This is a genomic window from Bradyrhizobium canariense (assembly GCF_900105125.1).
Classification (GTDB): domain Bacteria; phylum Pseudomonadota; class Alphaproteobacteria; order Rhizobiales; family Xanthobacteraceae; genus Bradyrhizobium; species Bradyrhizobium canariense_A.
In genome coordinates, this window is record NZ_LT629750.1 from 4,965,946 (window position 1) to 4,990,965 (window position 25,020).

Here is a 25,020-nt window from a genome sequence, read left to right on the forward strand (position 1 = left end):
ATACGGACTATCGAAACATCTACCTTACCCTGGCCGGACATCGTGAGACGAACGAAGCGGTATTTTACCGCTGCTCACTGGCTCCGAAAGAGTTTCCGGAATTTGCATCGTTGGGACCCTTCGTTGTCCCTCGGGGTGAGACCGCTTTGAGCCAGCTGCTGAGCCTGCAACGATCGACTGAAGTTGAGCGCAAGGCTCTCCCCTAGCACGTCCGCAACTCCTGCGCCCGTCAACTGAACCCCTCCCTCTATATGGGCTCGGACACGACGCGGAAGTTTTGGAATGGCTCGCATACGGGTGCTCACCGCGCTCAAGATCAAACGGAATCTCAAACCGGGAATGTATGCCGATGGGCTTGGGCTTTACCTGAAGGTCCGCCCCGGCAATTCCAAGAGCTGGATTTTCCGGTATCGCACTGGCGGCAAGCTGCGGGATATGGGTCTTGGCCCGTTTCATACCGTGTCGCTCGCCGAGGCCCGCGAGAAGGCGGAGGTCTGCCGGGTCATGCGCCTCAAGGGCCTCGATCCGCTGAATGAGCGCCTCAAGGAGCAGCAAGCCAAGACAATCGAAGCGATTGAGACCATCACCTTCGAGAAGTGCGCCGAGGGCTACATCGCCGCCCACAAGGCCGGCTGGAAGAACGGCAAACATGCCGACCAATGGACGGCGACGCTTCAGACCTATGTTTATCCCGTCTTCAAGGACAAGCCGGTTGCCGCCATCGACGACACACTGGTCCTGAAGGTGTTGCAGCCGATCTGGAGGGACAAGACCGAGACGGCGTCACGGCTTCGTGGCAGGATCGAACGCATTCTCGATTGGGCTCGTGTCATGAAATACCGCGCGGGCGAAAACCCGGCACGGTGGAAGGGGCACCTCGATCATCTTCTGCCGAAGCGTTCGAAAGTCGCGGCCATCGTCCATCACCCCGCCCTGCCGATCGACGAGACGCCGGGCTTCTTCCAGATTTTGCGACAGGAAGCGACGGTCGTTGCGCGTGCGTTCGAGTTCTGCATTCTCAACGCCACGCGCACCAACGAAGCTATGGGCATGCGCTGGGACGAGTATGACGAACAGGCTCAGCTCTGGACGGTGCCCGGCGTCCGCATGAAGGCTGGTCGCGATCACCGCGTTCCGCTGGCCCAGCGATCTCAGCGCATTCTTGCCCAGATGCAGGAAATCCGCACGGGTCAATTCGTCTTTCCCGGAGGCGTCCAGGAGCGGCCGCTCAGCTCTATGGCCTTCCTGATGCTGTTGCGCCGCCTTGAGCGCAAAGACATCACCGCCCACGGCTTCCGCTCGACCTTCCGCGACTGGGCGGCTGAACGAACCGACTTCTCGAACGAAGTCGTCGAAATGGCGCTAGCTCACACCATCAGCAACAAGGTCGAGGCCGCCTATCGGCGTGGCGACCTGTTCGACAAACGCCGGCAGCTCGCCGAGGCATGGGCCGCGTTCTGCGCCGGGACGGCTCCTTCGAAGCCCTGATCGCCTGCTGCCCAAACGCTCGCCCTTTGGCAGTTCAAGACAGTGCGCAGGCGTCCGCTGCTATCCGCATCAAATCTATATCCAACCGGAAGTGAAGATGCTTCCGAATTTGGAGAAACACATGTCATCACAACTCGAAAAACCCAAAGGCGCGATGTCGGTCAACGACTTCGCAATCTGGGCCGGTATCGGACGCACCACCGCATGGAAGGAAATCCGCGAGGGTCATCTCCGCGCGGTCAAAGTCAGCGCCCGAACCATCATTCGTTTCGCAGACGCCGAGAACTGGCTTGCCACACGGCCCCAGCTTTCCGTGCCAAGCGCGCAGCTATAACTCACGACCGAATAGGATCAACTATCATGACCAAAATTTCTGACAACACTCGATCGAAATTCGATCGCTGTGGAGACAAGCCGCTCTTCTACCCAGATGACGATGGCTACGTTCGCGAGCTAATTAGCGAGCTCATTGAACGACGACGTTATGTCCGACGTGAGTCGAAATTTCATCTCAAACACCGTGAAGTGAACTACTTTTACACGACCCGGGTCATAACCATCGACGGTAAGGGGCGCCATCCCGAAACAGGCGAAGATGCATTTTTGGAATTGCTGGAGCAGTTGTACCCTCGGCGAGGGCGTAAGCCTGATCCACTATCTCAACGGGATCAGGACGCACCACCATCATCGCTAGTATTGGATATCAGTCTGGACAGCGAGGGCGTCTTCAATGCCTGCGCCGGTCGTCACGGCGAGGATAGTGAAGACGATCTTGCACCATGATGCAGCCCGAAAAGTCACGCGCATCGCTGGGAGCCTGGCTGCTTGATGGAATTGCAGAGGCCTTGACACGGGTTTATACAAACCTCAGCCCTCCCCGCCTCACAAAGAACCCGTCATACATTTCCCCGCGGCTTTCCGGCTGAGGCCTTTGAAGGTGCCGAATGTTTTGAAGGTCACCCGGAAACGGGTGACCTTTCATTTTCCGGGATCGTCATTTGCCGTTGCCATGTCGTCGTTCTTATCGGTCTTGTCGATTGGCCGGTTAGGTGAACGGGATTTGGTCTTCATTCCCCGAAAAGCCCCAGTACCCCGCAAGCCCGCTCAAGCACGGCTGATTGCTTGAACAGGCGAACATTTTTTCTGAATTCATCAACGGTCGGCACCGCTCATCTTCCAAGCCTCCCCCCGCATTCGCCCAGCCGCTCTAACTTGGAAGAATAGAAGGAGGGACGAACTGGACTCGCCCCTCCTTCTGCATGGTTAGATCTTCACCCGGTCAAAGATCGCCGCGAGCTCTGTGTCTCGCTCATGTTGCTGCACGTGTTGCCGATATTCATCGAGTTCCGAGCCCGAATACAGCTTAGTCCAATCGCCGCTGTCGAACTTTGACACAAACCCATCCTTGGTTTGAGCGCCGATACCAATGTTTTGAGAGCACCCGAACAAATCTGAGCACGTTACCGGCTGCGGCGGAAGGAAGACCCGATGAATTCGGAAGATATTTCGCTGCAACTCGCACTGATCGCCAATGTGCTTGAATTCATGCGGGCTCAAGTTTTTTGCCAAGTACCGGAACCAAATCCAGCACCGCTTTACTTCATTTTGCCTGAAACGAGGCAGGTAGGGCGCAAATCCGTCACGCACCGTGCCCGGTGTAAAGACCACCGCAGAAGTCGGAGCCTTCGTCACTCCCGTTAAGCGCTCGAGGACCCGCACTGCCCGTTCCGCATATGCACGTGCTTTACCATCTGTGACACCGATCAATTGATGGGTATGAAAACCATGATCTAAGGCGTGTTCATGAATGAACGTGTAGAAATACTTCTCGCCCACGCCGTACGTCGACAATGAAACGCCTTTACGCTTGCGGCCCGTCCCATCAACGCTCAGCCACTTCCCCATGCGTGCATTGAACTCTGTCAATACTTTCGTAGCCTGCTCGTGGTCCCGAATCCGAAACTCCTGCCACGCGATCGTCATGTGCCCGTTCATGACCACGCCGTATGCCTGCATGGTATAGGCGATACACCGGTAAAGCCGGGCGGCCTCATCGGTCAGCACGGCGGAGCGCAGCCGAGGCTGCTTCATAGGCGAAGCGGACCATGCGACGGCCTTGGGCCGCATAAACGGATTGGCCCGCATCTGCTGGCGTCGATTTACCGGCGAAGGCAGGCGCTCTTGGCCTGGCAATATCGGGGCAGGGACGCAGGAGAGAGACGAAGATAGGTTCATAGATGTGGCTCCATGGGGAACCACCGCGGCTCCCCTTCAGTGTGGGAAGCCTGCCGCTATGCGGACGAGAGCACTCTCACCTATCTATATATTGGGGAGAGCTCTCATCATAATGCATTGGCCGCATGCGTTTACGGCGCCGCCTAAAGGGAGTGTCCTTCGTGGATAGACTCGCTAAATATAGAATGGTCTCGAAACTAAAATTGGCCATGTGGCTCTTCAGCCACGTCATCAACTTGAAACTACTGACGGGCGAAAGCCTTCATCCAGCCCAGCGGAAAGCGATCGGCATGAAAGCACGCAGCATGCCCTTTCGGTAACCGCCGATACCCGTGCGCCACCCCTGGAAGCTGACTTGAGACTGACGGTTTCCTACATCAGACCGGCCGAGGTAAAGGCCAGTACCTGAAGGGTACATCGGCAGGGGCTCAAGTCCTTGAGTTCAAACAACAACCATTTTGCCGATCTGAGCAATCGTCCAATCAAGGTCTCAAATTCTTCCAGGTTAAACTTCCAAAATGGGTGACTCGACACCACCGCTGACCGTCCAGACATGGGCGCGAACAAAGTTCAACGCAACAGTCGCCCGCAACATCGCTCACCCGTCCCTGAATCTTCCGTGCTTCATCAACACGGAAGTTCAAATGACAACGCACTCGACCACCGTTCACTCCGGCACGGACGACGCCGCCCTCGCCCGAGAAACGTCGCCCACCTTTCCAACTGCGCCTGCCTTCAGGCAACTGACCCGGACACCCCTCGTCCCTGAAGCGGTCCTGAAACGTCACGGTGCTTACTGCGCGATCGACACGCGGTTCCGCAGTGCCGCACGGTTATTGCAATGCCTGTGGTTGAAGGATCACGACATTCCCACCGCCTCATCGGCCCGACGCGGCGGCATCAATACCGGCTCGTCTTTCGGTTCGATCCTCGAAGCCGGGGCCGCCCGCGCCGGCCGAAACTTCCTCAGCCCGGCCATTCATCGCCTCGCCCTTCAGGAGTTGCTCCTGCGCGAGGACGACGCCGCCATTGACGAGGAGCGGCTGTTCGGCAACGCGCTCTCCTCGATGCCGCTGACCTTCTCCCTGTTCGGGCCGCTCGCGGTCGATTGCGATCTTGCCACCGCCGTATTCCGCCGCCTGCTGCCGGACTTCGTCCACACCGTTGAACAGATCATTTTCGAACACAGCCCTGGCCGACGCGAAGACCGCTTCCTCAAAGACCGCACCGCCTTCGACCTCGCCGTCCGCGTCATCACACCGGACGGTGAGCCCGCCACCGTGTTCATCGAAGTCAAATATTCGGAGAGCATGGAAGGCCCCGCAGCTCGAATGCGCGACCGCTACAACGAAGCCTCCCGGCAGGTTCGTCTCTACCGCGACCCGGACAGCGCAATCCTTCGATCCCTGGCGTTGGAGCAAATCTGGCGCGAGCATATGACGGCCCAGCTTGCCGTCGATCACGGCGTCACGCCCCGCGCCGTCTTCATGGCCATCGGCCCGCACCTCAATCGCCGTGTCCAAGCGGCCTTCCGGGTCTATGAAGCCGAGTTGCTCGATGCCGATCAACGTGAACCCGGTCGAGTCGCATTTGCGCCCCTGACGCTGGAGACCGTGATCGAGGCGGTCGCGACCGCGGGAGCCTCGGAACTGGCTCATGCGCTCTGGGGACGCTATTGCGATCTCGACCGGGTTTATCGCCTGTCGATGCAGGAGATTGCCGGTACCGAAGTCCCACCGGACGCACCACCGCACGCGGACAGTTCGGCATCGATCAAACGAGCCCTGCCGCCAGTCCGCCGCCGGTCCCCATCCTCGAACCGGCACCGCACGAAGGCAAGTTCATCGGCCTGTAAGGTCGCGGCCAAGGCAACCTCTACACAGGAGGCGATCTGATGGCCGAGAATGACCTTCTGACCGACGAACATCGTATTCGTCTCTTCGCCAATGCGCTGGCTGACGACTGCGATCATTTCCCGGTGCTCAAGCTGTTCACACCGGACGCCGGAGCTACTTGGCTGATCTCAGAAGCCGATCCGAATGATCCGGATCGGTTGTTCGGATTGTGCGACCTCGGCTTGGGTTTCGCCGAACTCGGCTATGTCAGCCTCGCCGAGATCGCTTCCGTGAAGGGGCGGCTCGGCCTGCCGGTCGAACGCGATCTCCACTTCGTCGCGAACAAGCCGCTATCGGCCTATGCCGAGGAGGCTCGCACAAAAGGGCGCATCGTCGCCTGACGAGCAACAAGGAAAAGCTTTCGAAAGCCAAAGAGCCCCTAAGTCGGGGCTCTTTTTCCCTATTACTCCAGCATTTTCTATTACTCCTACACCAAGCTGCGCCGTGCAGCGGCGGGTGGAAAGCCCAGACCGAAGCCGCAAGCTGCCTAATCCTGCAACAACTTTGTCAACGCGACCGATAGCGCGTCGGCAATCCTGGCCATCACCACTAGGCTCGGATTGCGTTTTCCGCGCTCAATTCCGCCAACGTATGTGAGGTCAATTTCGGCCTCAAAAGCGAGCTGTTCCTGCGTCAGTCCTCGCTGCTGACGAAATTTCCGGACATTTTTACCGAAGACAACAGGCCAATCCCGCATTGCAGGATTGAGCGTCACAAGGCATATAGTCTCTAGGGACTATAATCCCTATTTCAAAATTAAGGTCATGAGCTGGGAAAGCAAAATGAACGGGTCGGGGGATAAATGGTGGCCGTTCGGCCTGCTGATCGGAGGCGCTGTCCTGCTCTGGGGGCCGGGTTACAGTTGGAGGGACTCGGGTTCGATTACCTTCATGGCGCTCTTCAGTGCCAGCGACTACGTCGTCGCGATTGAGCGACAGAAGTGCCGGCAGAAATATTAAGAATGCCCGGCTGAATCCAAGCCGCACAACACAGCATCAAGACTGGGGGACAATTTGACCGACTCGACGACGAGCGACGAAGCATGGTTTTATGCGCAAGGCGGCCAACGTAAAGGACCTATACCTAGCGACAAGTTACGCGAACTCTTAGCAGCCCAGACGATCGACGGTGACACTCCGATCTGGCGTAAAGGCTTGGCAGACTGGCAGCCGCTGCACACCACAGAAATCGGCGCGGAGCTCAAGGACACCCCGCCAGCCATTGCGGCCAACCAAGTGAACAACGGTTTAGTGTGGACGCTCGCCGTCGCACCAATTGCATATGTGCTCGTCGATATCGCAATCCTCGGCTACCAGTTTAACCACCCGTACGAAGACTACGCATTCTTGTCCTCGCTCTCGTGGCTCATTCCCCTTCTGGTAAATGGCGGGCTGTGCCTTCTTGACGAACAGCAACTCAAGCGCGCCGGCTACAGCTCCGGATGGATGACGTTCTTTGCTCTGCTGTTAGCTCCCGTTTACCTCTTCGTGCGCGCGCAACGCCTGCGGCAGACGCCGACCTATGGCTTCGTCTGGATCGGATCGTTCATCGCTTCGATAATTCTGCGAGCAATGTGACATGCATCCGGGTTCTCAACCTCCTGCGGACGACACCGCTTTCATCATCTTCCTAGGCATCGGCTTCCTCATTGTCGGCATCATCTACATCATGCCGAGCATCGTCGCATTCCGGCGCGACCACCCGAACCGTTGGATCATCCTCGTCATCAACGTTGCCTTCGGCGGCACGATCATCGGCTGGGGGATCGCACTGGTCTGGGCGATGCGGGCGGCTCACCGGGTTGGCTCTACCGGTAGCGGCGGAGAATCCGGCCTCAATCTCTTCATCAACGATGTGAAGAAGATTCAGGTCATCGAACCTCCGCCTCTACCTCAAACATCCCTTTCGCATGAATTGGAGCGCCTTCACGACCTCCTTGTCAGAGGCGCGATATCCCAGATCGAGTTCGATGGCTTGAAAGCCAAGTTACTCGGCACCGCCCCCTTACGTTGAGACAGAACAATGAAAATGCGACTGGTTATTGCGCTTCTACTCTCGGCCTTTTGTATCGGGGACCTCAACGCAGAGGAACTCTCCTTCTACGAAAAGGAGACGGATAATTGGTGGACGGTTTTCGGCGGAGCTGACACGGAGACTGGGCAAGCCACCTGCTACGGTCGCGCGAACAAGAAGGATGGATCATTTATTCAAATCCATCGCTCCCTAGTTAATGGAGAGGTGTGGGCCATCGTCCACGACACCGAATGGGAAATTCAGGGACCCGACCGAGGGTCGCTTCGCTGGAACTTCTTCAACGGCGTCAAAAGCGGGCTCATCGCCGGTGCAACTTTCGATTACGACATCAAGGATAAGAACACGATCTTGATCCTGCAAATCGAACCTAAGCAGTTTTCAGAAGCACTATGGAATGCACGTTACTTTACGCTTGTGATGCCGGGGAACGTGCCCAATCTATCGCTTAGCTTTGAGAGCAAGGGAGGCTCGATGCTTACCTCGCTGGCAGAGTGCGTCAAACAGAACGAGAAGAAATATAAGAACTTCAAGCCTTCCCTGGAGAAAGTCCCGGACGCGGTGAAGGAACAGCTCTAAACCGCATGCGCGGCTATGCCTGGAAGCGGATCAATCTGTAATGGCGCGTCCGAGCGACTTACGTAGATCAAATGATTATATGAGCATGATGGGCTGGACCATAGCCACCTTCACCCATCGCGGTCGCGTACGTCCGGCGAATGAGGACACCATCGCCATCGACACCCGTATCCTGACCGGCGACATGAGCACGCCCGTCGTCATGACAACACCGGGCAATGGCTGCCTCCTGATGGTCGCGGACGGCATGGGCGGCCACGCGCAAGGCGCGATGGCCAGTCGTGCGGTGCTCGACTATCTGGTTGCAGCCGCCGACCGGATCTCAAATCCGGAATCGTGCGCGGCGGCGATTGAGGAGGCCAATCAACATCTGTATGCGCTGATGCAGCAGCACGAAGCTGCCCTTGGCATGGGGAGCACATTGGTCGGGGCGTTCTTGAGCCCTACCGCGCTGCTCACATTTAACGTCGGCGACAGCCGCTGCTACCTCTTCAGTGCAGGCCGGCTTATCCAACTGAGTCACGACGACGTTGCCGACGAGGGGAGCAACCGCTCAGGCCATCGCAGGTCGCATGCCATCACCCAGGCACTGGGCGGCTCTTCGTTTCCCATTGCCATCGAGCCGCACATCAACGTCGATGCGCCTCTAAAGCCCGAAGAGACCCTGTTGCTGTGCACCGACGGGCTCACCGACATGGTCGCCGACGACAGCATCGCGCACGCTCTGAACGCCGCCAACGATCCAATCCGAGCGGTGCGCCACCTCGCTGGCAAAGCCTTTGCCGCCGGGGCACGAGACAACGTCTCCTTAGTAGTCGCACGCCATTGCAACGCGCGCGGTTCCTCATAAAGGCAGATGACAAGAGCCCATCAACATCAAATTGGACAGTAGAAATGAACCTTAAGGGATTTCAGCCAGCCATTCTCGGACTCTTGATAGCCTTTGGCTTTCCTCCCGTAGCTGGAGGGATCGAGGCGGTCGCGGGCGACGCTCGACTAACGACCCTTACCTGCGCAGGTGAACTTTGGAACGTCCAGACCGATCCAACCAGCATTTCATGGCTCGAAATTGGGCATGGGATTCATCAGTGCTCGATCAGAAATGCGTCGAGTGAGAACGCAAAGAGGATACTGTCGGTCTGCAATTTGAACGCCGACTGCTCGTTGAAAGTCGATGTCGATGCTCAGCGCCTTCGGAAATCGGCCGCAGCGGGTGAATGTGATGATTTGTGCATCTTCGAAGGCGACAAGATCGTCTGGGTCAAGAAGGGGAAGGCGCAGGTTGCCAGCGCTGGAGAGAAGCTGCCTTATGGATCGCAGGGTGGAACGGATCTGACGATTCTCTCAAAGGCTGGCTTGGATACCGAACACGCCGTCGTTAGAGGGGCTATCACTCGGGACGACGCGCGCGGGTACTGTGACGCCCACGACGGCAAGGCAACGAAGGGCTGCTTGTCAGAGATGGCTCGATATTCGCGGACCCTGAAATCTGAGATACAAGCAAATTGCACGACTAAAGAATTCACCGACTTTTTTGGCAACCGATACGCATTTCTTGGCGCTAACCCTGAGCGAGAAAAAGACGATGGAGAATCACACGCCCGCTATCTTCTGAAAGATTTGGGATCTGGAGATATTTCTACCGGGGACAATTCGACTGGCTATTTTACGAATAGTGCGCTCTTTTCAGCATTGTGCCCACGAACGGCACCCACAGATTGGTAAGGAAAGCGCTGTCAGAAGGTTCGTTTCCGTCCAATCGGAAGTATGGGCCGGGATATGGGCCGCAGAACAGCCAATTTCAGATAACCCTGAATAATAAGGACTTTTCGGTGAGTATGGCGGAGAGAGTGGGATTCGAACCCACGGTACGGTTTCCCGCACACACGCTTTCCAAGCGTGCGCCTTAAGCCACTCGGCCATCTCTCCGGATGCCTTCTCTTGAAGGGGCGGGAGAACTTTTGCAAGTGACTGCGACGGGGTTCGTCGCTATTTCCCCAACCAATTGAATATTATAGATAATTTGGCAATTCCGCCGGCGTGCCGCAAGCGCGGTCAAAAGGCCCTGAACCGAAAACCGGTCAGCGGAGACGATTGAATGGAGCGGCAACAACGCGTGGAGACGGCATGACCATCGATCGGACGCTGGCGATTGGCGTGGCTGCGATCACCCTGGGCTGCGCCGGGCCAGCGATGGCGCAAGCCTGTACCCATGACGGCCCGGTCGTCACCTGCGATGACGGCCGCCGGGGTGTGCTGTCGGGCGATGCGATCATCTGGCCCGACGGCACACGATCCAGCTTATCGCCGCACCCGAGCGTGATCATCGGCAACAGATCTTCTGTCGTGGTGGGACAGGGCGTGTTCGTCGGCCAAGGCAAAGGCGTTGTGCCGCTGGATAATCCGAACGCGCCGAACAAGTCGCGCTGCGCCATTCTTGATGGCGCATCCTATTGCTACTAGCTGCATAGCGTTTTCGAGCGAACCGGGTACCGGTTCGCTCAAGGAAAACACGTCAAACCAGAGATCCAAAGTCCCAGCTCTGGCTCAGCCGCAACCGGGATCTAGTGATACCGTGCGCCGGAACCGGCCGAGCGCAGCGGCCACACGGTCGGTGTTTCGACGATCACGGGTTCTGGCGGCGCCTTGTCGGCCTGGGTCTCCTGCAGCGCATCGACGAAGTCAGCGAACCACTGCTGGATGGTGCCGGCCCGAAGCTTCTCCATCATCGCTTCCCAGCGCATGCGCCGCTCGGTCAACGGCATCGAAACCGCGGTCGCGATCGTCCGCGCCATGCCATCGATATCGTTCGGATTGACCAGGAGCGCCGTATCCAGCTCATTCGCCGCACCTGCGAATTTCGACAGCACCAGTACGCCAGGATCAGCCGGGTTTTGGGCCGCGACATATTCCTTGGCGACCAGATTCATCCCGTCATGCAGCGGCGTCACCACGCCGACCTGCGCGGTACGATAGAGCCCCGCCAGCACCGTCTGGCTAAAGCCCTTGTTGAGATAGCGGATCGGAGTCCAGTCCACCTCGCCATGCTGGCCATTGACGTCGCTGACCAGCTTGGCGAGTTCGCTCTGGAGATTGCCATAGGCTTCGATCGCGCCCCGCGACGGCGTCGCGATCTGCAACAACGACACCGTTCGCGCCAGCGCCGGCTGCAAGGTCCACATGCGGTCGAAGGCCTTGATGCGGTTGATCAGCCCCTTGGAATAATCCAGCCGGTCGACTCCGATCGCGAGCTTCTCGCCGTGCAGGCTTCGACGCAGCCGCGACACATCGGGGTGGGAAACCGCCTTGGCGGACTGCTCGGCAAATTTCTGCGGGTCGATGCCGATCGGAAATACCTGGACATGCGATTTGCCGTAGCGCGACGTCACGACATGATTCTCGATCGCCAAGCCAAGATCTGCTGCGAGGTAGCCGAGGAAATTATCGCAATCGTCCTGGGTCTGGAACCCAATCAGATCGTAGGCCAGCATGGCCTCGACCAGCTCACGATGATGGGGGACGCCGCCGATAACAGCCCGATCGGGCCACGGGGTATGCAGGAAGAAACCGATCGGCTGCGTCACACCGAGGTCACGGAGTTCCGCGCCGAGCGCCAGGAAGTGATAATCCTGGATCCAGAAGGCGGTATCCGGTTTTTGAAATCGCAGAAGCGCCTTCGCCATGAAGCTGTTCACTTCGCGGTACGAAAAATAATCTTCATGGGATGCGCGGATCAGGTCGCTGCGGGAGTGCAGCGCCGGCCATAACGCCGAATTCGCGAAACCTTCATAGTAACCGCCGTAATGCGCCGCCGGCAGATCGAGCATCGCGAGCGCTCCGGCGCCGAGCGCTTCGATCTCGGCAAAAGGTTCTTTTTGGGCGCCATCGCGAACACGACCACTGGAACCCACCCAAATCGCACCGGATTTTTCCACCACCGGCAATAAAGCGGCTGCAAGACCCCCCGTCATGGGTTCATGGGTCTTACCGCGCGCGACGCGATTGGAAACAACGACGAGGTTCACAGGGTCCCCTCCTGACAAATTCACTCGCGTATTAACAACCATTCATCAATATGGTTCCTGGTCACCCTTTCAACGAAATGAAACCAAATTCGGGCGCGGCGGAGGGAACTTAATCATTTCACTAAAAAAGCGAAATGTTGCCTGAAAGCGATTACCGTCCTTGCTCGTCATCGAGCAAATGCGCGAGCCAGGAGCGCACGTCGCGCGGTTCATCGAAATGACCGGCGACGCCTTGCGCACGCCTGCCGACGGAAAAGGCAAGTCCATTGAGATCTGGCATGATGGCGAACACTGTTTCGTCGGTGACGTCGTCGCCGATGAAAAACGGACGACGGCCTTTGAAAGGCTCGTGCTTCATCAGTTCGAGAACGCCCGACGCCTTGTTGAATCCGGCGTGCTTGATCTCGCAAACGCATTTCCCCGGCAGCACCTCGATCGGTGCATTCGGCAGATCAGCCCGGATCAGCGAGACCGCCTCGTAGATCGCCTTTTCCGCATGCGGCGCCAGCCGGTAGTGCAGTGCCAGCGAATAACCCTTGTCTTCCAGTAGAATTCCCGGACTGAGCTTGGCGATGGCCGCCAGCCGCCGCTTCAACTCCTTGTCCATCGGCGGTGCATGACTGGCGACGGCCTCGCTATCGATCGAAAGCCGCATTTCCGCGCCGTGCCCCCCCACCGCCGGAAACTGCTCGGGCGCAAAGATCAGATCGATGTCGTTCAACGAGCGACCGCTGACGAGTGCAAGCGCGCCCGAGGTCCGCATCAGCAGGCCTTTGAGCGTTTCGGCGAGACCCGGCGGCACCCACACTTCGCGCGGCGTCGGCGCCAAATCCAGCAGCGTGCCGTCAATGTCGAGCAGGATCGCCGTCTCGCTCAAATGCGGCAGCATCGAACGCGGCACCGGAACCGCGTCCGGCAACGGCTCGCCCGATGATCCATCTTCTCGCAACGTCATCTCCGCCAATTCCTGATTCATCTCATGCTACTCCACAAAGGCCAGCGGGCGTGCGACAGATTCCAGCGACTTCCGCTCGGCTGCGATGCAGTACCGCCACGCGATCGCGGCCGCCGCGAGCATCAAGGCCGCCCCGAACAGATAGCCGGCAAAAACACTGCCACGGGATCCCGTATCGATCAGCGCGCCGAACAGAGCGGGACCTGCGACGCCGCCAATGCCGGTTCCCACCGCATAGAACAGTGCAATCGCCAGCGCGCGAACTTCCAGCGGGAAAGTCTCGCTGACCGTAAGATAGGCAGCGCTTGCGGCCGGCGAGGCAAAAAAGAAGATCACCATCCAGGCGATGGTCTGGCTTTGCGCGCTCAACAGGCCCTGTGCGAACAGATAGCCGGAAAGCGCCAGCAGGACGCCGGAAACGCCGTAAGTGAACGTGATCATCACCCGGCGTCCCAGCGTATCGAACAGACGGCCGAGCAGCAGCGGTCCGAGGAAATTGCCCGCGGCGAACGGCAGAATGTACCATCCGATCTGGTCCGGCGCGATGCCGTAGAACTCGCTCAGCACCAGGGCAAAGGTGAAGAAGATGGCGTTGTAGAAAAATGCCTGCGCGATCATCAACGCCAGCCCCACCAGCGAACGCTGCCGATAGACCGAGAACAGCGTATGGGCCACCTCGCGCAGCGGCGTGTGGTCGCGCATCCTGAGCTTGATTTTGGGCCAGTTGTGCTGACGCGAATCCTGCACCTCTCCGGTTGCGGATCGTTCGATATCACTGACGATTTCAGCGGCGCGTTTGGGATGACCATGGATAATCAGCCAGCGCGGGCTTTCCGGAATCCACATCCGCATGGCGAATACCAGGAGTCCGAGACAGGCGCCGGTGAGATAGGCAAGCCGCCAGCCGAGGTCGGGACCGATCAAATGCGGATCGAGCAGAACGATGGCGCTGACCGCGCCCATCGCGGCGCCGATCCAGAAGCTCCCGTTGATCACAAGGTCGGTCCATCCGCGATACCGCGCGGGCACCAATTCCTGAATCGTCGAATTGATCGCGGTATATTCGCCGCCGATCCCGGCGCCGGTGAGAAACCGGAACAATGCGTAACTGGTGAGTCCCCAGGATAACGCGGTCGCAGCGGTCGCGGTGAGATAGAGCGCCAGCGTGATGAAAAATAGCTTTTTTCGGCCAATTCGATCGGTGAGCCAGCCAAACCCCAGCGCGCCGAGCACGGCGCCGGCGAGATAGGCGCTATTGGAAAATCCGACCTCGAAGTTGGTGAACTGAAGCGACGGACTTGCTTTCAACGCGCCTGAAAGCGCGCCCGCCAGCGTCACCTCCAGCCCATCCAGAATCCAGGTGATGCCGAGCGCGAACACAACGCGGGTATGGAAGCCGCTCCAGCGCAGGCTATCGAGGCGGGAAGCAATGTCGGTCTCGACAACGCGGTCGCGGTTCGCCGGCGCCGGCTTGGCGACGGACGCGCCCGCTTTTGAGGCTGAATGGAGCTGTATCAGCTGGAAATCCATCGGATATAAGGCCAATGACAAAAACCCTGGAACGCTGGATTCCAAGGTTCTACCCGCATCGCGACAGCCATATGCCTGCCACCCGAAATAACGCTCTGGCGGCAACACAGTTCCCACATCGGCGACTTTAGGAACCAATCCGGTTAGCCATCGTTTTTTTGCTGTTACTGCATGGAGTTGACGATGACTGAACGCCGCAAACCTGCGCAAAAGACGACAGCCCGCAAAACAGGCTCAGTACGGCGGAAAACTTCCGCGAAAGCGTCACCAAAACGCTGGTCGCAGCAGGTGACGCGCGAAAGCGACGCGCTCGATCTGAAACACGGCGTCTTCACGCTCACTGATCCGAAGAAGATCGCGGCATCGCTGAAGCGTTCAGCCGAGCGCAGTTCGCGCCGCAAGGCCGGTGCGTATCGCTCCGCGCTTTCAATGCTGACGTTCTATATCAATCGTGCCGGCAAGACCTTGCCGAAGACGCAACGTGATCGGCTACAGCGGGCCAAGACCGAGCTGAAGCATCAGTTCGGAAGAGATTGACGGTGTCGTCGTCCCGGCTTTGCGTCGCAACCCATCAAGCAGAACGGAAATCTCTAGGCCGCGCGGATATTGGCCATGAAGCGATCGAGTTCCGCACGCAGCCGCGTGCTTTCGCTCGACAGCGTTCGCGCCGAATTCAGCACATCTTCTGACGCCGATCCGGTTTCGGTCGCGCCGCGATTGACTTCCATGACATCGGCGGCAGCCTCGTCGGTGCCCTTCGCGACGTTCTGAACGCTGCGCGCGATTTCCTGCGTGGCCGAGCTTTGTTGTTCCACGGCGGTTGAGATCGACGATGCGATATCCGAAATCCGGGAAATGGTGCCGCCGATCTCCTTGATCGCCGCGACTGACTCCTGCGTTGCCCCTTGCATGCCGGCGATATGCGACGAGATCTCATCGGTCGCCTTCGCGGTCTGGCTGGCCAGCGACTTGACCTCGGAGGCGACGACGGCAAAACCCCGGCCGGCCTCGCCGGCGCGGGCGGCTTCGATGGTGGCATTCAGCGCCAGCAAATTGGTTTGCTCGGCGATTGCCGTGATCAGTTTGACGACGTCGCCAATCTGCTGCGCGGCACGCGACAATTTGCCGATCCGTTCATCGGTTTGCTGCGCCTGAAGGACGGCCGCCTCCGCAATCCGGTTGGATTCGCGCACCCGCTTTCCGATTTCGTCGACCGACGCCGAAAGCTCCTCCGTTGCCGAAGCCACCGATTGCATGTTGCTGGATGCTTCTCCGGATGAGCCCGCGACCTTGCTGGACAGGCTCTGCGTGGTTTCCGCGGTTCGCGTCAACGTTCCGGCGGCCGACTCGAGCTGAACGGCCGACGCTGAGACATTGGAGACGATCGCGCCTACCGCCGTCTCGAATTCGTCAGCGAAGCGAATGAGCTCGGTGCGGCGTGCGGCGCTGCTTGCCTTGTTCTGGGCATCCTGCGCGGCGGCATCGCGTTCGGCTTTGGTGATCGCCTGCAGCTTGAATTCCTCCACCGCGCCGGCCATCTCGCCAAGCTCGTCCTTGCGGCCGAGGCCCGGCAGCACGACATCGAAATTGCCGCCGGCGAGCTCGCGCATGGCCTTGCACATCACGATCATCGGCCGGGAAATTCCTCTGCCCAGCAACATCGCCAGCAGTCCGCCCAGCAGGAAGCCGCCGGCCGCGAGCATCAGGATCAGGCGCTCGGTCTCTCCGATGGCTGCATCGGACTCGGCCTCAAGCCTTTGCTGATCGGAGATCAGGTCCGCCTTCATCGCGCTCGATCCCTGCATGATCGCGGTCGCCGACTCCTTCATTTCGTCCGTCAGCTCCTCGATCGATTTCGCATTTTCGATGAGCTTGCTCAGGGCTTGCCGGTATTCGTCCAGCAGCGCAGACGCCTCCTTGAGGCCTTGCACGATCTTCTCATCGGTGGTCGATATCGCATGCATCGAGTTCTCGACGAACTTCAGCCGCGCCAGCGCGCTGGTGGCAACGGTCTGATCCGAATTGACGACGAACATGTTGGCGAGCGCCGTCATCGCCTGGTATTGCGCGGTCACTTGCTTGACGCCGAGCTCAACGGCCGGAAGCTCGGCTTCGCCGGCGTCGCCGGAGAGTTCATCGAGCTTGTAACGCAGCATGTTGCCGCCGCGGGCGAGCTGATTTTGCGCCACAAGGGCGCTGTCACCCTTGACCTTCAAGATATCGGCAAAAATCTTGGTGAAGGCGCGAAATTCCCTGGCGAGGCGGGTGACTTGATCGAGTCCGGCCGGATTGGTGGTGCCCTTCATCGCCTGATCGATGGCGTCTTTCAAACTCGCCTCGGCCGCCAACGCCGCCTTGCTGTCGTCTTCCCTGCCGGTGACCACGTAATATTGGGCCAATCCCCGGTACAGGATCACGCCGTGGTCGATATTTCGGGCCAGATTAACTTCCGAGACGCTGTTCCGGTAGGATGCCACGCCGGCAGAAACACGCTCAAATCCGAGATAGGCGATGCCCATGCTGACCGCCGAGATCGCAAGCACGACGGCAAAGCCGAGCATGATCTTGCCGCGAAATCGCAAGGTCGGAAGCTTCATGGATAGCGACTGGAGCCCGATACGCTTCGACATTCCCACCCCTGAGCTCCCCTGTTTTCCAGCAGGAATCGGGACGCCAAGGCGCCCGATCCATTGCCGTAAATTACGCCAAAAATGATAAAAGGCCGTAAATGCCCGGGGAGGTTGAACTCTCTGTCTGGAAGGCTGGTCAAGGGCGCGGCCCTCGAATGGCACCTTTCCCTCTCCCGCGCGCGCGAGCAGGGAGAGAAATGACACCTCTAATGCCTCACCTCCGCGGCCTCCGCGACGAAAATCCTAGTTGCAAAGTCCCCTCCCGCTGTCTCTAATTGGACTAATTAAAAAGTATCGGGAGGAATCGACGTGTCCAATGTCAAATTGACGGTGAACGGCAAGGCGGTCTCGGCTGACGTCGAGGACCGGACTCTCCTTGTCAATCTCCTGCGCGATCATCTGAATCTGACCGGCACCCATGTCGGCTGCGACACCAGCCAGTGCGGCGCCTGTGTCGTCCACATCGATGGCCGCGCCGTCAAATCCTGCACCGTGCTGGTCGGACAGGCCAACGGCGCCAACATCACCACCATCGAGGGTATCTCGAAGGGCGAGGAACTGCATCCGATGCAGGCCGCGTTCCGTGACAATCACGGTTTGCAGTGCGGGTATTGCACGCCGGGCATGATCATGTCGGCGATCGACATCGTGCATCGATACAGCGGCAACCTCGATGAGGAGACGGTCCGGCAGGAGCTGGAAGGAAACATCTGCCGCTGCACCGGCTATCACAACATCGTCAAATCGGTACTCGATGCGGCAGGCCGCATGAAGGTTTCGCAAGCGGCGGAATAGCCGAACGCAGGCGAACAGCTACAAGACCGCCGAATTTCGATGGAAATGGCGGACATCAAAAACTCCGGCAGGGAGGATAGATCATGGGCGTTGAAGGCATTGGCGCAAGCGTCGTGCGCAAGGAAGACCGAAGGTTCATCACCGGCAAGGGCCGCTACGTCGACGACATCAAATTGCTGGGCATGACCCACGCACATTTCATCCGCAGCCCGCACGCTCACGCCAAGGTAACAAGCATCGACTCGTCCGCGGCCATGAAAATGCCCGGCGTGGTCGACGTCTTGACCGGACAGCAGATCGTCGATGACAAGGTCGGCAATCTGATTTGCGGCTGGGCCATCACCTCCAAGGACGGTTCGGCGATGAAGATGGGCGCATGGCCGGCGATGGCGCCGGAAACCGTGCGCTTCGTCGGACAGGCGGTCGCGGTCGTGATCGCCGAGACCAAGAACCAGGCCAAGGACGCGGCGGAAGCTGTCGTCGTCAATTACGAGGAGCTTCCAGCGGTGCCGGATATCCGTGCGGCGATCAAGCCAGGCGCGGCGCAACTACACCCGGAAGCCCCTGGCAATGTCGTCTATGACTGGGAGCTCGGCGATGCCGCCGCCGTGAAGGATGCCTTCAGCAAGGCAGCCAACGTCGTGACGCTCGAACTCACCAACAATCGTCTGGTCCCGAATGCCATGGAGCCGCGCGCGGCAGTCGCGGAATATGACGAGGCTGAAGAGCATTTCACGCTCTATACGACCTCGCAGAATCCGCACGTCGCCCGCCTTGTGTTGTCGGCGTTCTACAACATCGCGCCGGAGCACAAGCTGCGCGTGGTCGCACCGGATGTCGGCGGCGGTTTCGGCTCCAAGATCTTCATCTATCCGGAAGAGATGGTCGCACTGTGGGCCTCCAAGAAGGTCGGACGCCCGGTAAAGTGGACCGGCGATCGTTCCGAGGCCTTCCTCACCGACGCGCACGGCCGCGATCATATCTCCAAGGCAGAGATGGCGTTCGACAAGGACAACAAGATCCTGGGACTGCGGGTCAAAACCCACGCCAATTTCGGCGCCTACATGTCGCTGTTCTCGTCGTCGGTGCCGACCTATCTCTATGCGACGCTGCTGTCGGGCCAGTACAATATCCCCGCGATCTATGCCGAGGTGATGGGCGTCTACACCAACACCACGCCGGTCGATGCCTATCGCGGCGCGGGCCGTCCAGAAGCCAGCTATCTGCTCGAACGACTGATGGAGACCGCGGCGCGGCAGCTCAAGGTCGATCCAGCGGAGTTGCGCCGCAAGAACTTCATCACGCAATTCCCGCATCAGACGCCTGTGATCATGGCCTATGATATCGGCGATTTCGGCGCCTCGCTCGACGCTGCGCTGAAGGCGATCGACTATGCCGACTTCCCGGCGCGCAAGGAGAAGGCCAAAAAGGAAGGCAAGCTCCGCGGCATCGGCTTCTCCTGCTACATCGAAGCCTGCGGCATCGCGCCCTCGAAGGCGGTCGGCAGCTTGGGCGCCGGCGTCGGCCTATGGGAATCCGCTGAAGTCCGCGTCAATCCAGTCGGCACCATCGAGATCCTGACGGGGTCGCACAGCCACGGCCAGGGCCACGAAACGACGTTTGCGCAACTGGTCGCCGGGCGATTGGGAATTCCGATCAGCCAGGTCCAGATCGTCCACGGCGACACCGACAAGGTGCAGTTCGGCATGGGCACCTACGGTTCGCGCTCGGCGGCTGTCGGCATGTCCGCGATCTTCAAGGCGATGGAGAAGGTCGAGGCCAAGGCCAAGAAGATCGCGGCCCACCAGCTTGAAGCTTCCGAGGACGACATCGTCATCGAGAACGGCGAGTTCAAAGTCACCGGCACCGACAAGTCGATCGCGCTGCCGATGGTGGCGCTCGCCGCCTACACCGCGCACAATCTGCCCGACGGCATGGAGCCCGGCTTGAAAGAAGGTGCATTCTACGATCCGACCAACTTCACCTTCCCGGCCGGCGCCTATGTCTGCGAACTCGAAGTGGATTCCGGCACCGGCAAGACCTCCTTCGTCAATTTCGTCGCGGCCGATGATTTCGGCCGGCTGATCAACCCGATGATCGTCGAGGGCCAGGTTCATGGCGGTCTCGCCCAGGGCATCGGTCAGGCGCTGCTGGAAGGTGCCGTCTATGACGACAACGGCCAGCCCGTGACCGCCTCGTTCATGGACTACGCCATGCCGCGCGCCGACGATCTGCCGTCGTTCAAGCTGTCGCACACCACGACGCTGTGCCCGGGTAATCCGCTTGGCGTCAAAGGCTGCGGCGAAGCCGGCGCGATCGGCTCGTCCGCCGCCGTCATCAATGCGATCACGGATGCAATCGGCAATAACAAGCTCGAGATGCCGGCGACGCCCGACCGGGTGTGGCACGCCATCCACGGCAACGCGTAAGAGGGAGGACGTATCATGTACGAGACAACCTATCATCGCCCCTCTTCCATCGACGAAGCCGCCGCGCTTTTCGCTGAGGGTGCGGAGTCGAAATACCTCGCCGGCGGCCACACGCTGATTCCAGTCATGAAGCAGCGGCTGGCCGGGCCGTCCGACGTGATCGATCTCGCGCGGATCAGGGAACTGGTGGGCATTGAAGTGTCCGGCGACACGCTGACGATCAAGGCCGCGACGACCTATTACGACATCCTGCAAAGTGCGGATGCCAAGAAAGCGATCCCCGCGATCGTGTACCTGACCTCGGTGCTCGGCGATCCCGCGGTGCGTCATCGCGGTACCATTGGTGGCTCGATCGCCAACAATGATCCGGCAGCCGATTATCCCGCCGCCCTGCTCGCGCTCGGCGCAACCGTGAAGACCAACAAGCGCAGCATTGCGGCTGACGACTTCTTCAAGGGCCTGTTCTCAACCGCGCTTGAGGATGGTGAAATCATCACGCAGATCGCCTTCCCGATCCCGGCCAAGGCGGCCTACGCCAAGATGCGCCATCCTGCCTCGCGCTTCGCGCTGACCGGCGTATTCGTCGCCAAGACCAAAGCGGGTGACGTTCGCGTCGCCGCGACCGGTGCTTCGCAAAGCGGCGTCATCCGGGTACCGGCGATCGAGACGGCGCTGAAGGCGAATTGGTCGGCAGGCGCACTCGATAGCGTCAAGATTGCCGCGGACGGAATGCTGAGCGATATCCATGGCTCTTCGGACTATCGCGCCAATCTTATCAAGGTGATGGCGCAGCGTGCGGTGACCGCTGCCGGCTGATCTTTATCTTCTCCAATCCATGCGAGCGGCGCGCAGTGATGCGCGCCGCTTTGCTTTTGGTCATATTCTCGTCAAAAGACGCTTGCCACGGCTGGCGCAAGGCGAGACAATTTCTCCGAGCGCATGATCCCAAAAGCGCAACCGGTTTTGGCAAAGATCATGCCCAAATAAATAAGCAATGAGTCTGATTCAGCGGATCGGACTCGAGGAACGCGCCATGGAAAAACAACGTGCTCGATAAACCAGCGTCTCAATCCGCCACCCGCACCTCCGGCCCGCTCGCCGGATATCGCATCGTCGAATTCGCCGGCATCGGGCCCGGTCCCTTCGCCTGCATGATGCTGGCCGACATGGGCGCGGAAGTGGTCACGCTCGATCGCGTCGGCGCCAAAAAGAACCTCAAATCCGTCGCAGGGCGCGGGCGCAAGGTCGTCGAGCTCGATTTGAAAGACGATGCCGCGGTCGCACAGGTGCTTGATCTCCTGGCCAACGCCGACGCGCTGATCGAAGGTTTTCGTCCGGGGGTGATGGAACGTCTCGGTTTCGGGCCTGACGCGGTGCTGGCGCGCAATCCGCGCATGGTCTATGGCCGCATGACCGGCTGGGGCCAGGAAGGTCCCTTGGCGCAGGCGGCCGGCCACGACATCAACTACATCTCGGTGACCGGCGCGCTCGCTGCGATTGGCGGCAAGGACAAGCCGGTGCCGCCGCTCAATCTGGTCGGCGATTTCGGCGGCGGCGCGCTCTATCTCGTGGTCGGCGTGCTCGCCGCGCTGCTGGAAGCGAAAAAATCCGGCAAGGGGCAGGTGGTCGACGCCGCGATGTGCGATGGCGCCGCATCGCTGATGTCGATGTTCTTCGACATGGCGGCCGCGGGACGCTGGACCGAAGAGCGCGAAAGCAATTTCCTCGACGGTGGCGCGCATTTCTATGGTGTCTATGAATGTTCGTGCGGCCACTTCGTCTCGATCGGCTCGATCGAGCCGCAATTCTACGCGCTGCTGCGTGAGCGTGCCGGCCTTTCGGAGGCCGACTTCGATGCCCAGATGGACCGCAACGCCTGGCCGGCACTGAAGCAAAAGCTGGTCGAGGTGTTCAAGACCAAGAGCCGCGACGAGTGGTGCTCCATCATGGAAGGCACCGACATCTGCTTCGCGCCGGTCCTGACCATGAACGAGGCGCCCAACCATCCGCACATGGCGGCACGCGAGATTTTCGTCACCCGCCACGGCGTGACACAGCCCGCTCCGGCGCCACGCTTTTCACGCACGCCATCGGTGATAAGAGATGCGGCAAAGGCGGATATTGGCGAACTGACGAGCGAGTGGAAGCGGTGAGATAGCACCTCGCTGTCATGACCGGGCCTGTCCCGGCCATCTACGTCTTCCTTTGCTCAGCGCTCAAAAACGTGGATGCCCGGCACAAGGCCGGGCATAACGTTGAAATCTTACAATTGTATTTGGGATTGCGGCTACGCCGCGCCCTTCAACGTCAGCACCCCACGGCGAATCTGATCCTCCTCGATCGATTCGAACAGCGCCTTGAAATTACCTTCGCCGAACCCATCGTCACCCTTGCGCTGGATGAATTCGAAGAAAATCGGCCCGATGGCGTTGGCGGAAAAAATCTGCAGCAGCACCTTGGTGTGGCCGCCATCGACCACACCCTCACCGTCGATCAGGATGCCATCGCGCCGGAGCCGCGCAACATCCTCGCCATGCTTGGGCAGCCGCGCATCGATCTTTTCGAAATAAGTAACCGGCGGTGACGGCATGAACGGCAGGCCGTCGGCGCGTAGCGTCTCCACCGTGCGATAGATATCCTTGGCGCCGCAGGCGATGTGCTGGATGCCCTCGCCGCGATAAACATTGAGATATTCCTCGATCTGGCCGGAATCGCCGGCATCCTCGTTGATCGGAATCCGGATCTTGCCGTCGGGGCTGGTCAGCGCGCGCGAGAACAGGCCGGATGCGCGGCCTTCGATATCGAAGAATCGAATCTGCCGGAAGTTGAACAGTCTTTCGTAGAAACCGGTCCAGACGTCCATGCGGCCGCGATGGACGTTGTGGGTGAGGTGATCGAGATAGAACAGCCCTGCGCCCGCGGGCTGCGGATTTTTCGCGCCGAGCCATTCGAACTCGAGGTCATAGGCCGAACCCTTGGCGCCGTAGCGATCGACGAAATAAAGCAGACTACCGCCGATGCCCTTGATGGCGGGAACATCGAGCGTCTTTTGCGCTGAAGGGATATCGGCAGGTTCCGCACCCAATGACAGCGCCCGCTCGTAAGCCTGCTTGGCATCGACGATGCGAAACGCCATCGAAGGGGCGCACGGACCATGGGCGGAGACGAAATCAAAACCATGGGTGCCGGGCTCTTCGTTGACGAGGTAATTGATGTCGCCCTGGCGATAGACCGTGATCTTCTTGGTCTTGTGGCGCGCAACCGGCAGATATCCCATCAGCTTGAACAGCGCGTGCAACTCCTGGGGCTTCGGATGCGCATATTCGACGAACTCGAAGCCGTCGGTGCCCATCGGGTTGTCAGCGCTGATCGTGGCAGCCGGCACGTCGTGAGGGAACGGACCCATGGCAGATCTCCCGATTTTGCTTGATGGAGTTTCCGTCACATGGGCTGCAAAGTGCATGCAAAAGATCGTGAATAAAGCTAAGGTCATGCACGATTTGTGTATGAAACAGGTATTTTACGCATGATATCGGTTGACGCCTTCGATCTCAAAATATTGAGCGCGCTGCAGGACGACGGCCGCCTGACCAATCAGCAATTGGCCGATCTCGTCGGCCTGTCGGCATCACAATGCTCGCGGCGGCGCATGCGGCTGGAAGAAGAAAAAGTGATCTCGGGCTATCACGCCGATCTCGCGGGCGAAGCGCTCGGCTTCAACCTGATCGCCTTCATTCATATTACGCTCGCGACCCACTCGCCCGACAACGCCAAGCGGTTTCGCGCGCTGGTCAACCGCGTCGACGATATCCAGGAAGCCTACTCGCTCACGGGTGATGCCGATTATCTCTTGAAGGCGGTGTTGCGCGACCTCAAAAGCCTGTCCGATATCGTCAACAATGTGCTGATGCCGCACCAGAGCGTGGCACATGTGCGTTCGTCGATCGTGCTCGATCGCTTGAAGGAAAGCGCGAAGCTCCCCTTAAAGAGTTGAGGTAGCGTGTCCCGAATCGAGGGAAATACGGCATTCGTTTTCCCACCTCAATTTGCGATGATCCGTTTCGACCTGACGGGACGCGACGACCATGGCGCTGCAACTGCGACCGAACTGCGAATATTGCGACAAGGACCTGCCGCCGAATTCGATGGATGCGCGGATCTGCTCCTACGAATGCACGTTCTGTGCAGATTGCGTCGAGAACAAGCTGCACAATGTGTGCCCGAACTGCGGCGGCGGTTTTACGCCGCGACCGATCCGGCCGGCCACACAATGGCGGCCCGGCGTGTGCACCGAAGCGCATCCGCCGTCGAGCAAGCGCGTACAGCTCAAATATAGTTCCGATGAATTGGCGGAGCATTCGGCTCGAATCCGGAAGATTCCGCCGAACGAACGGTGACGAATTGCCACCGACGTCATTGCGAGGAATA

The 25,020-nt window shown here is 59.4% G+C and carries 26 protein-coding genes and 1 tRNA gene; 19 read left to right on the forward strand and 8 right to left on the reverse strand.

Annotated features, from left to right (window positions below; translation table 11 throughout):
* Positions 1 to 282 precede the first annotated feature (282 nt).
* The 3 genes from BLV09_RS23595 (at position 283) to BLV09_RS23605 (ending at position 2,271) form a co-directional block, all read left to right on the forward strand.
* Positions 283 to 1,488: a tyrosine-type recombinase/integrase gene (locus tag BLV09_RS23595; RefSeq protein ID WP_146689094.1), complete on the forward strand. Its 1,206-nt coding sequence runs from the start codon at positions 283 to 285 to the stop codon at positions 1,486 to 1,488.
* 121 nt (positions 1,489 to 1,609) lie between these two features.
* Entirely contained in the window at positions 1,610 to 1,822 is a 213-nt protein-coding gene (locus BLV09_RS23600) for a helix-turn-helix domain-containing protein (protein WP_146689095.1), read from the forward strand.
* Positions 1,823 to 1,848: 26 nt separating this feature from the next.
* Positions 1,849 to 2,271, forward strand: a complete 423-nt coding sequence (locus tag BLV09_RS23605) for a hypothetical protein (RefSeq protein ID WP_146689096.1) — start codon at positions 1,849 to 1,851, stop codon at positions 2,269 to 2,271.
* 480 nt (positions 2,272 to 2,751) lie between these two features.
* On the opposite strand, the gene BLV09_RS23610 is transcribed toward BLV09_RS23605, so the two are convergent.
* Complete coding sequence (locus BLV09_RS23610; protein ID WP_146689097.1) at positions 2,752 to 3,723, reverse strand: hypothetical protein; 972 nt, start codon at positions 3,721 to 3,723, stop codon at positions 2,752 to 2,754.
* Positions 3,724 to 4,241: 518 nt separating this feature from the next.
* Here BLV09_RS23610 and BLV09_RS23615 point away from each other — a divergent pair.
* Together BLV09_RS23615 and BLV09_RS23620 are read left to right on the forward strand one after the other, a co-directional pair.
* Positions 4,242 to 5,618: a PGN_0703 family putative restriction endonuclease gene (locus BLV09_RS23615; RefSeq protein WP_167558861.1), complete on the forward strand. Its 1,377-nt coding sequence runs from the start codon at positions 4,242 to 4,244 to the stop codon at positions 5,616 to 5,618.
* Positions 5,618 to 5,959 carry a DUF2958 domain-containing protein gene (locus BLV09_RS23620; protein WP_146689099.1) on the forward strand — a complete coding sequence of 114 codons (342 nt, stop codon included), beginning with the start codon at positions 5,618 to 5,620 and terminating at the stop codon, positions 5,957 to 5,959. The genes BLV09_RS23615 and BLV09_RS23620 overlap by 1 nt, the downstream gene beginning before the upstream one ends.
* A gap of 146 nt (positions 5,960 to 6,105) precedes the next feature.
* Here BLV09_RS23620 and BLV09_RS23625 read toward each other — a convergent pair whose 3' ends face one another.
* On the reverse strand, positions 6,106 to 6,333 hold the full coding sequence (locus tag BLV09_RS23625; RefSeq protein WP_244548809.1) for a helix-turn-helix domain-containing protein: 228 nt from the start codon (positions 6,331 to 6,333) through the stop codon (positions 6,106 to 6,108).
* A 67-nt stretch (positions 6,334 to 6,400) separates the two neighbouring features.
* Here BLV09_RS23625 and BLV09_RS37435 point away from each other — a divergent pair, with 67 nt between their 5' ends.
* The 6 genes from BLV09_RS37435 to BLV09_RS23650 all read left to right on the forward strand — a co-directional run bounded on the left by BLV09_RS37435 (position 6,401) and on the right by BLV09_RS23650 (position 9,953).
* Positions 6,401 to 6,577: a hypothetical protein gene (locus tag BLV09_RS37435; protein WP_167558862.1), complete on the forward strand. Its 177-nt coding sequence runs from the start codon at positions 6,401 to 6,403 to the stop codon at positions 6,575 to 6,577.
* Between the two features lie 54 nt (positions 6,578 to 6,631).
* Positions 6,632 to 7,195 carry a DUF4339 domain-containing protein gene (locus BLV09_RS23630; protein WP_146689100.1) on the forward strand — a complete coding sequence of 188 codons (564 nt, stop codon included), beginning with the start codon at positions 6,632 to 6,634 and terminating at the stop codon, positions 7,193 to 7,195.
* 1 nt (position 7,196) lies between these two features.
* Positions 7,197 to 7,631, forward strand: a complete 435-nt coding sequence (locus BLV09_RS23635) for a superinfection immunity protein (RefSeq protein ID WP_146689101.1) — start codon at positions 7,197 to 7,199, stop codon at positions 7,629 to 7,631.
* Between the two features lie 9 nt (positions 7,632 to 7,640).
* A complete protein-coding gene (locus tag BLV09_RS23640) occupies positions 7,641 to 8,228 on the forward strand; it encodes a hypothetical protein (RefSeq protein WP_146689102.1) in 588 nt (195 codons plus the stop codon).
* 85 nt (positions 8,229 to 8,313) lie between these two features.
* On the forward strand, positions 8,314 to 9,078 hold the full coding sequence (locus tag BLV09_RS23645; RefSeq protein ID WP_167558863.1) for a PP2C family protein-serine/threonine phosphatase: 765 nt from the start codon (positions 8,314 to 8,316) through the stop codon (positions 9,076 to 9,078).
* A gap of 44 nt (positions 9,079 to 9,122) precedes the next feature.
* Positions 9,123 to 9,953 (forward strand): hypothetical protein, encoded by an 831-nt coding sequence (locus BLV09_RS23650; protein ID WP_146689104.1) that lies wholly within the window; start codon positions 9,123 to 9,125, stop codon positions 9,951 to 9,953.
* A gap of 114 nt (positions 9,954 to 10,067) precedes the next feature.
* On the opposite strand, the gene BLV09_RS23655 is transcribed toward BLV09_RS23650, so the two are convergent.
* Positions 10,068 to 10,157: transfer RNA gene (locus BLV09_RS23655), tRNA-Ser, on the reverse strand.
* A gap of 198 nt (positions 10,158 to 10,355) precedes the next feature.
* Here BLV09_RS23655 and BLV09_RS23660 point away from each other — a divergent pair.
* Positions 10,356 to 10,691: a hypothetical protein gene (locus BLV09_RS23660; RefSeq protein WP_146689105.1), complete on the forward strand. Its 336-nt coding sequence runs from the start codon at positions 10,356 to 10,358 to the stop codon at positions 10,689 to 10,691.
* 101 nt (positions 10,692 to 10,792) lie between these two features.
* Here the strand turns inward: BLV09_RS23660 and BLV09_RS23665 are convergent, their stop codons facing one another.
* The 3 genes from BLV09_RS23665 to BLV09_RS23675 all read right to left on the reverse strand — a co-directional run bounded on the left by BLV09_RS23665 (position 10,793) and on the right by BLV09_RS23675 (position 14,738).
* Entirely contained in the window at positions 10,793 to 12,253 is a 1,461-nt protein-coding gene (locus BLV09_RS23665; protein WP_167558864.1) for a trehalose-6-phosphate synthase, read from the reverse strand.
* A 151-nt stretch (positions 12,254 to 12,404) separates the two neighbouring features.
* A complete protein-coding gene (otsB, locus tag BLV09_RS23670) occupies positions 12,405 to 13,229 on the reverse strand; it encodes a trehalose-phosphatase (RefSeq protein WP_146689106.1) in 825 nt (274 codons plus the stop codon).
* A 6-nt stretch (positions 13,230 to 13,235) separates the two neighbouring features.
* A complete protein-coding gene (locus BLV09_RS23675; protein WP_146689107.1) occupies positions 13,236 to 14,738 on the reverse strand; it encodes an MFS transporter in 1,503 nt (500 codons plus the stop codon).
* Between the two features lie 183 nt (positions 14,739 to 14,921).
* Between BLV09_RS23675 and BLV09_RS23680 the strand changes: the two genes are divergently transcribed.
* Positions 14,922 to 15,275: a DUF3175 domain-containing protein gene (locus BLV09_RS23680; RefSeq protein WP_146689108.1), complete on the forward strand. Its 354-nt coding sequence runs from the start codon at positions 14,922 to 14,924 to the stop codon at positions 15,273 to 15,275.
* A gap of 53 nt (positions 15,276 to 15,328) precedes the next feature.
* On the opposite strand, the gene BLV09_RS23685 is transcribed toward BLV09_RS23680, so the two are convergent.
* Positions 15,329 to 17,368, reverse strand: coding sequence for a methyl-accepting chemotaxis protein (locus tag BLV09_RS23685; RefSeq protein WP_146689109.1), 2,040 nt, complete (start codon positions 17,366 to 17,368; stop codon positions 15,329 to 15,331).
* Positions 17,369 to 17,677: 309 nt separating this feature from the next.
* Here BLV09_RS23685 and BLV09_RS23690 point away from each other — a divergent pair, with 309 nt between their 5' ends.
* The 4 genes from BLV09_RS23690 to BLV09_RS23705 all read left to right on the forward strand — a co-directional run bounded on the left by BLV09_RS23690 (position 17,678) and on the right by BLV09_RS23705 (position 22,745).
* Entirely contained in the window at positions 17,678 to 18,163 is a 486-nt protein-coding gene (locus BLV09_RS23690; RefSeq protein WP_146689110.1) for a (2Fe-2S)-binding protein, read from the forward strand.
* An 83-nt stretch (positions 18,164 to 18,246) separates the two neighbouring features.
* Positions 18,247 to 20,592 carry a xanthine dehydrogenase family protein molybdopterin-binding subunit gene (locus BLV09_RS23695; protein WP_146689111.1) on the forward strand — a complete coding sequence of 782 codons (2,346 nt, stop codon included), beginning with the start codon at positions 18,247 to 18,249 and terminating at the stop codon, positions 20,590 to 20,592.
* 15 nt (positions 20,593 to 20,607) lie between these two features.
* Complete coding sequence (locus BLV09_RS23700) at positions 20,608 to 21,408, forward strand: FAD binding domain-containing protein (protein WP_146689112.1); 801 nt, start codon at positions 20,608 to 20,610, stop codon at positions 21,406 to 21,408.
* A gap of 230 nt (positions 21,409 to 21,638) precedes the next feature.
* Positions 21,639 to 22,745 (forward strand): CaiB/BaiF CoA transferase family protein, encoded by a 1,107-nt coding sequence (locus tag BLV09_RS23705; protein ID WP_146689113.1) that lies wholly within the window; start codon positions 21,639 to 21,641, stop codon positions 22,743 to 22,745.
* Positions 22,746 to 22,879: 134 nt separating this feature from the next.
* On the opposite strand, the gene hppD is transcribed toward BLV09_RS23705, so the two are convergent.
* Entirely contained in the window at positions 22,880 to 23,998 is a 1,119-nt protein-coding gene (hppD, locus tag BLV09_RS23710) for a 4-hydroxyphenylpyruvate dioxygenase (RefSeq protein ID WP_146689114.1), read from the reverse strand.
* Positions 23,999 to 24,118: 120 nt separating this feature from the next.
* On the opposite strand from hppD, the gene BLV09_RS23715 reads away from it, so the two are divergent.
* The gene (locus tag BLV09_RS23715; RefSeq protein WP_146689115.1) at positions 24,119 to 24,586 is read left to right on the forward strand and encodes an Lrp/AsnC family transcriptional regulator; all 468 of its coding nucleotides are present in this window, start codon (positions 24,119 to 24,121) and stop codon (positions 24,584 to 24,586) included.
* 91 nt (positions 24,587 to 24,677) lie between these two features.
* A complete protein-coding gene (locus tag BLV09_RS23720; RefSeq protein ID WP_146689116.1) occupies positions 24,678 to 24,989 on the forward strand; it encodes a DUF1272 domain-containing protein in 312 nt (103 codons plus the stop codon).
* Positions 24,990 to 25,020 lie beyond the last annotated feature (31 nt).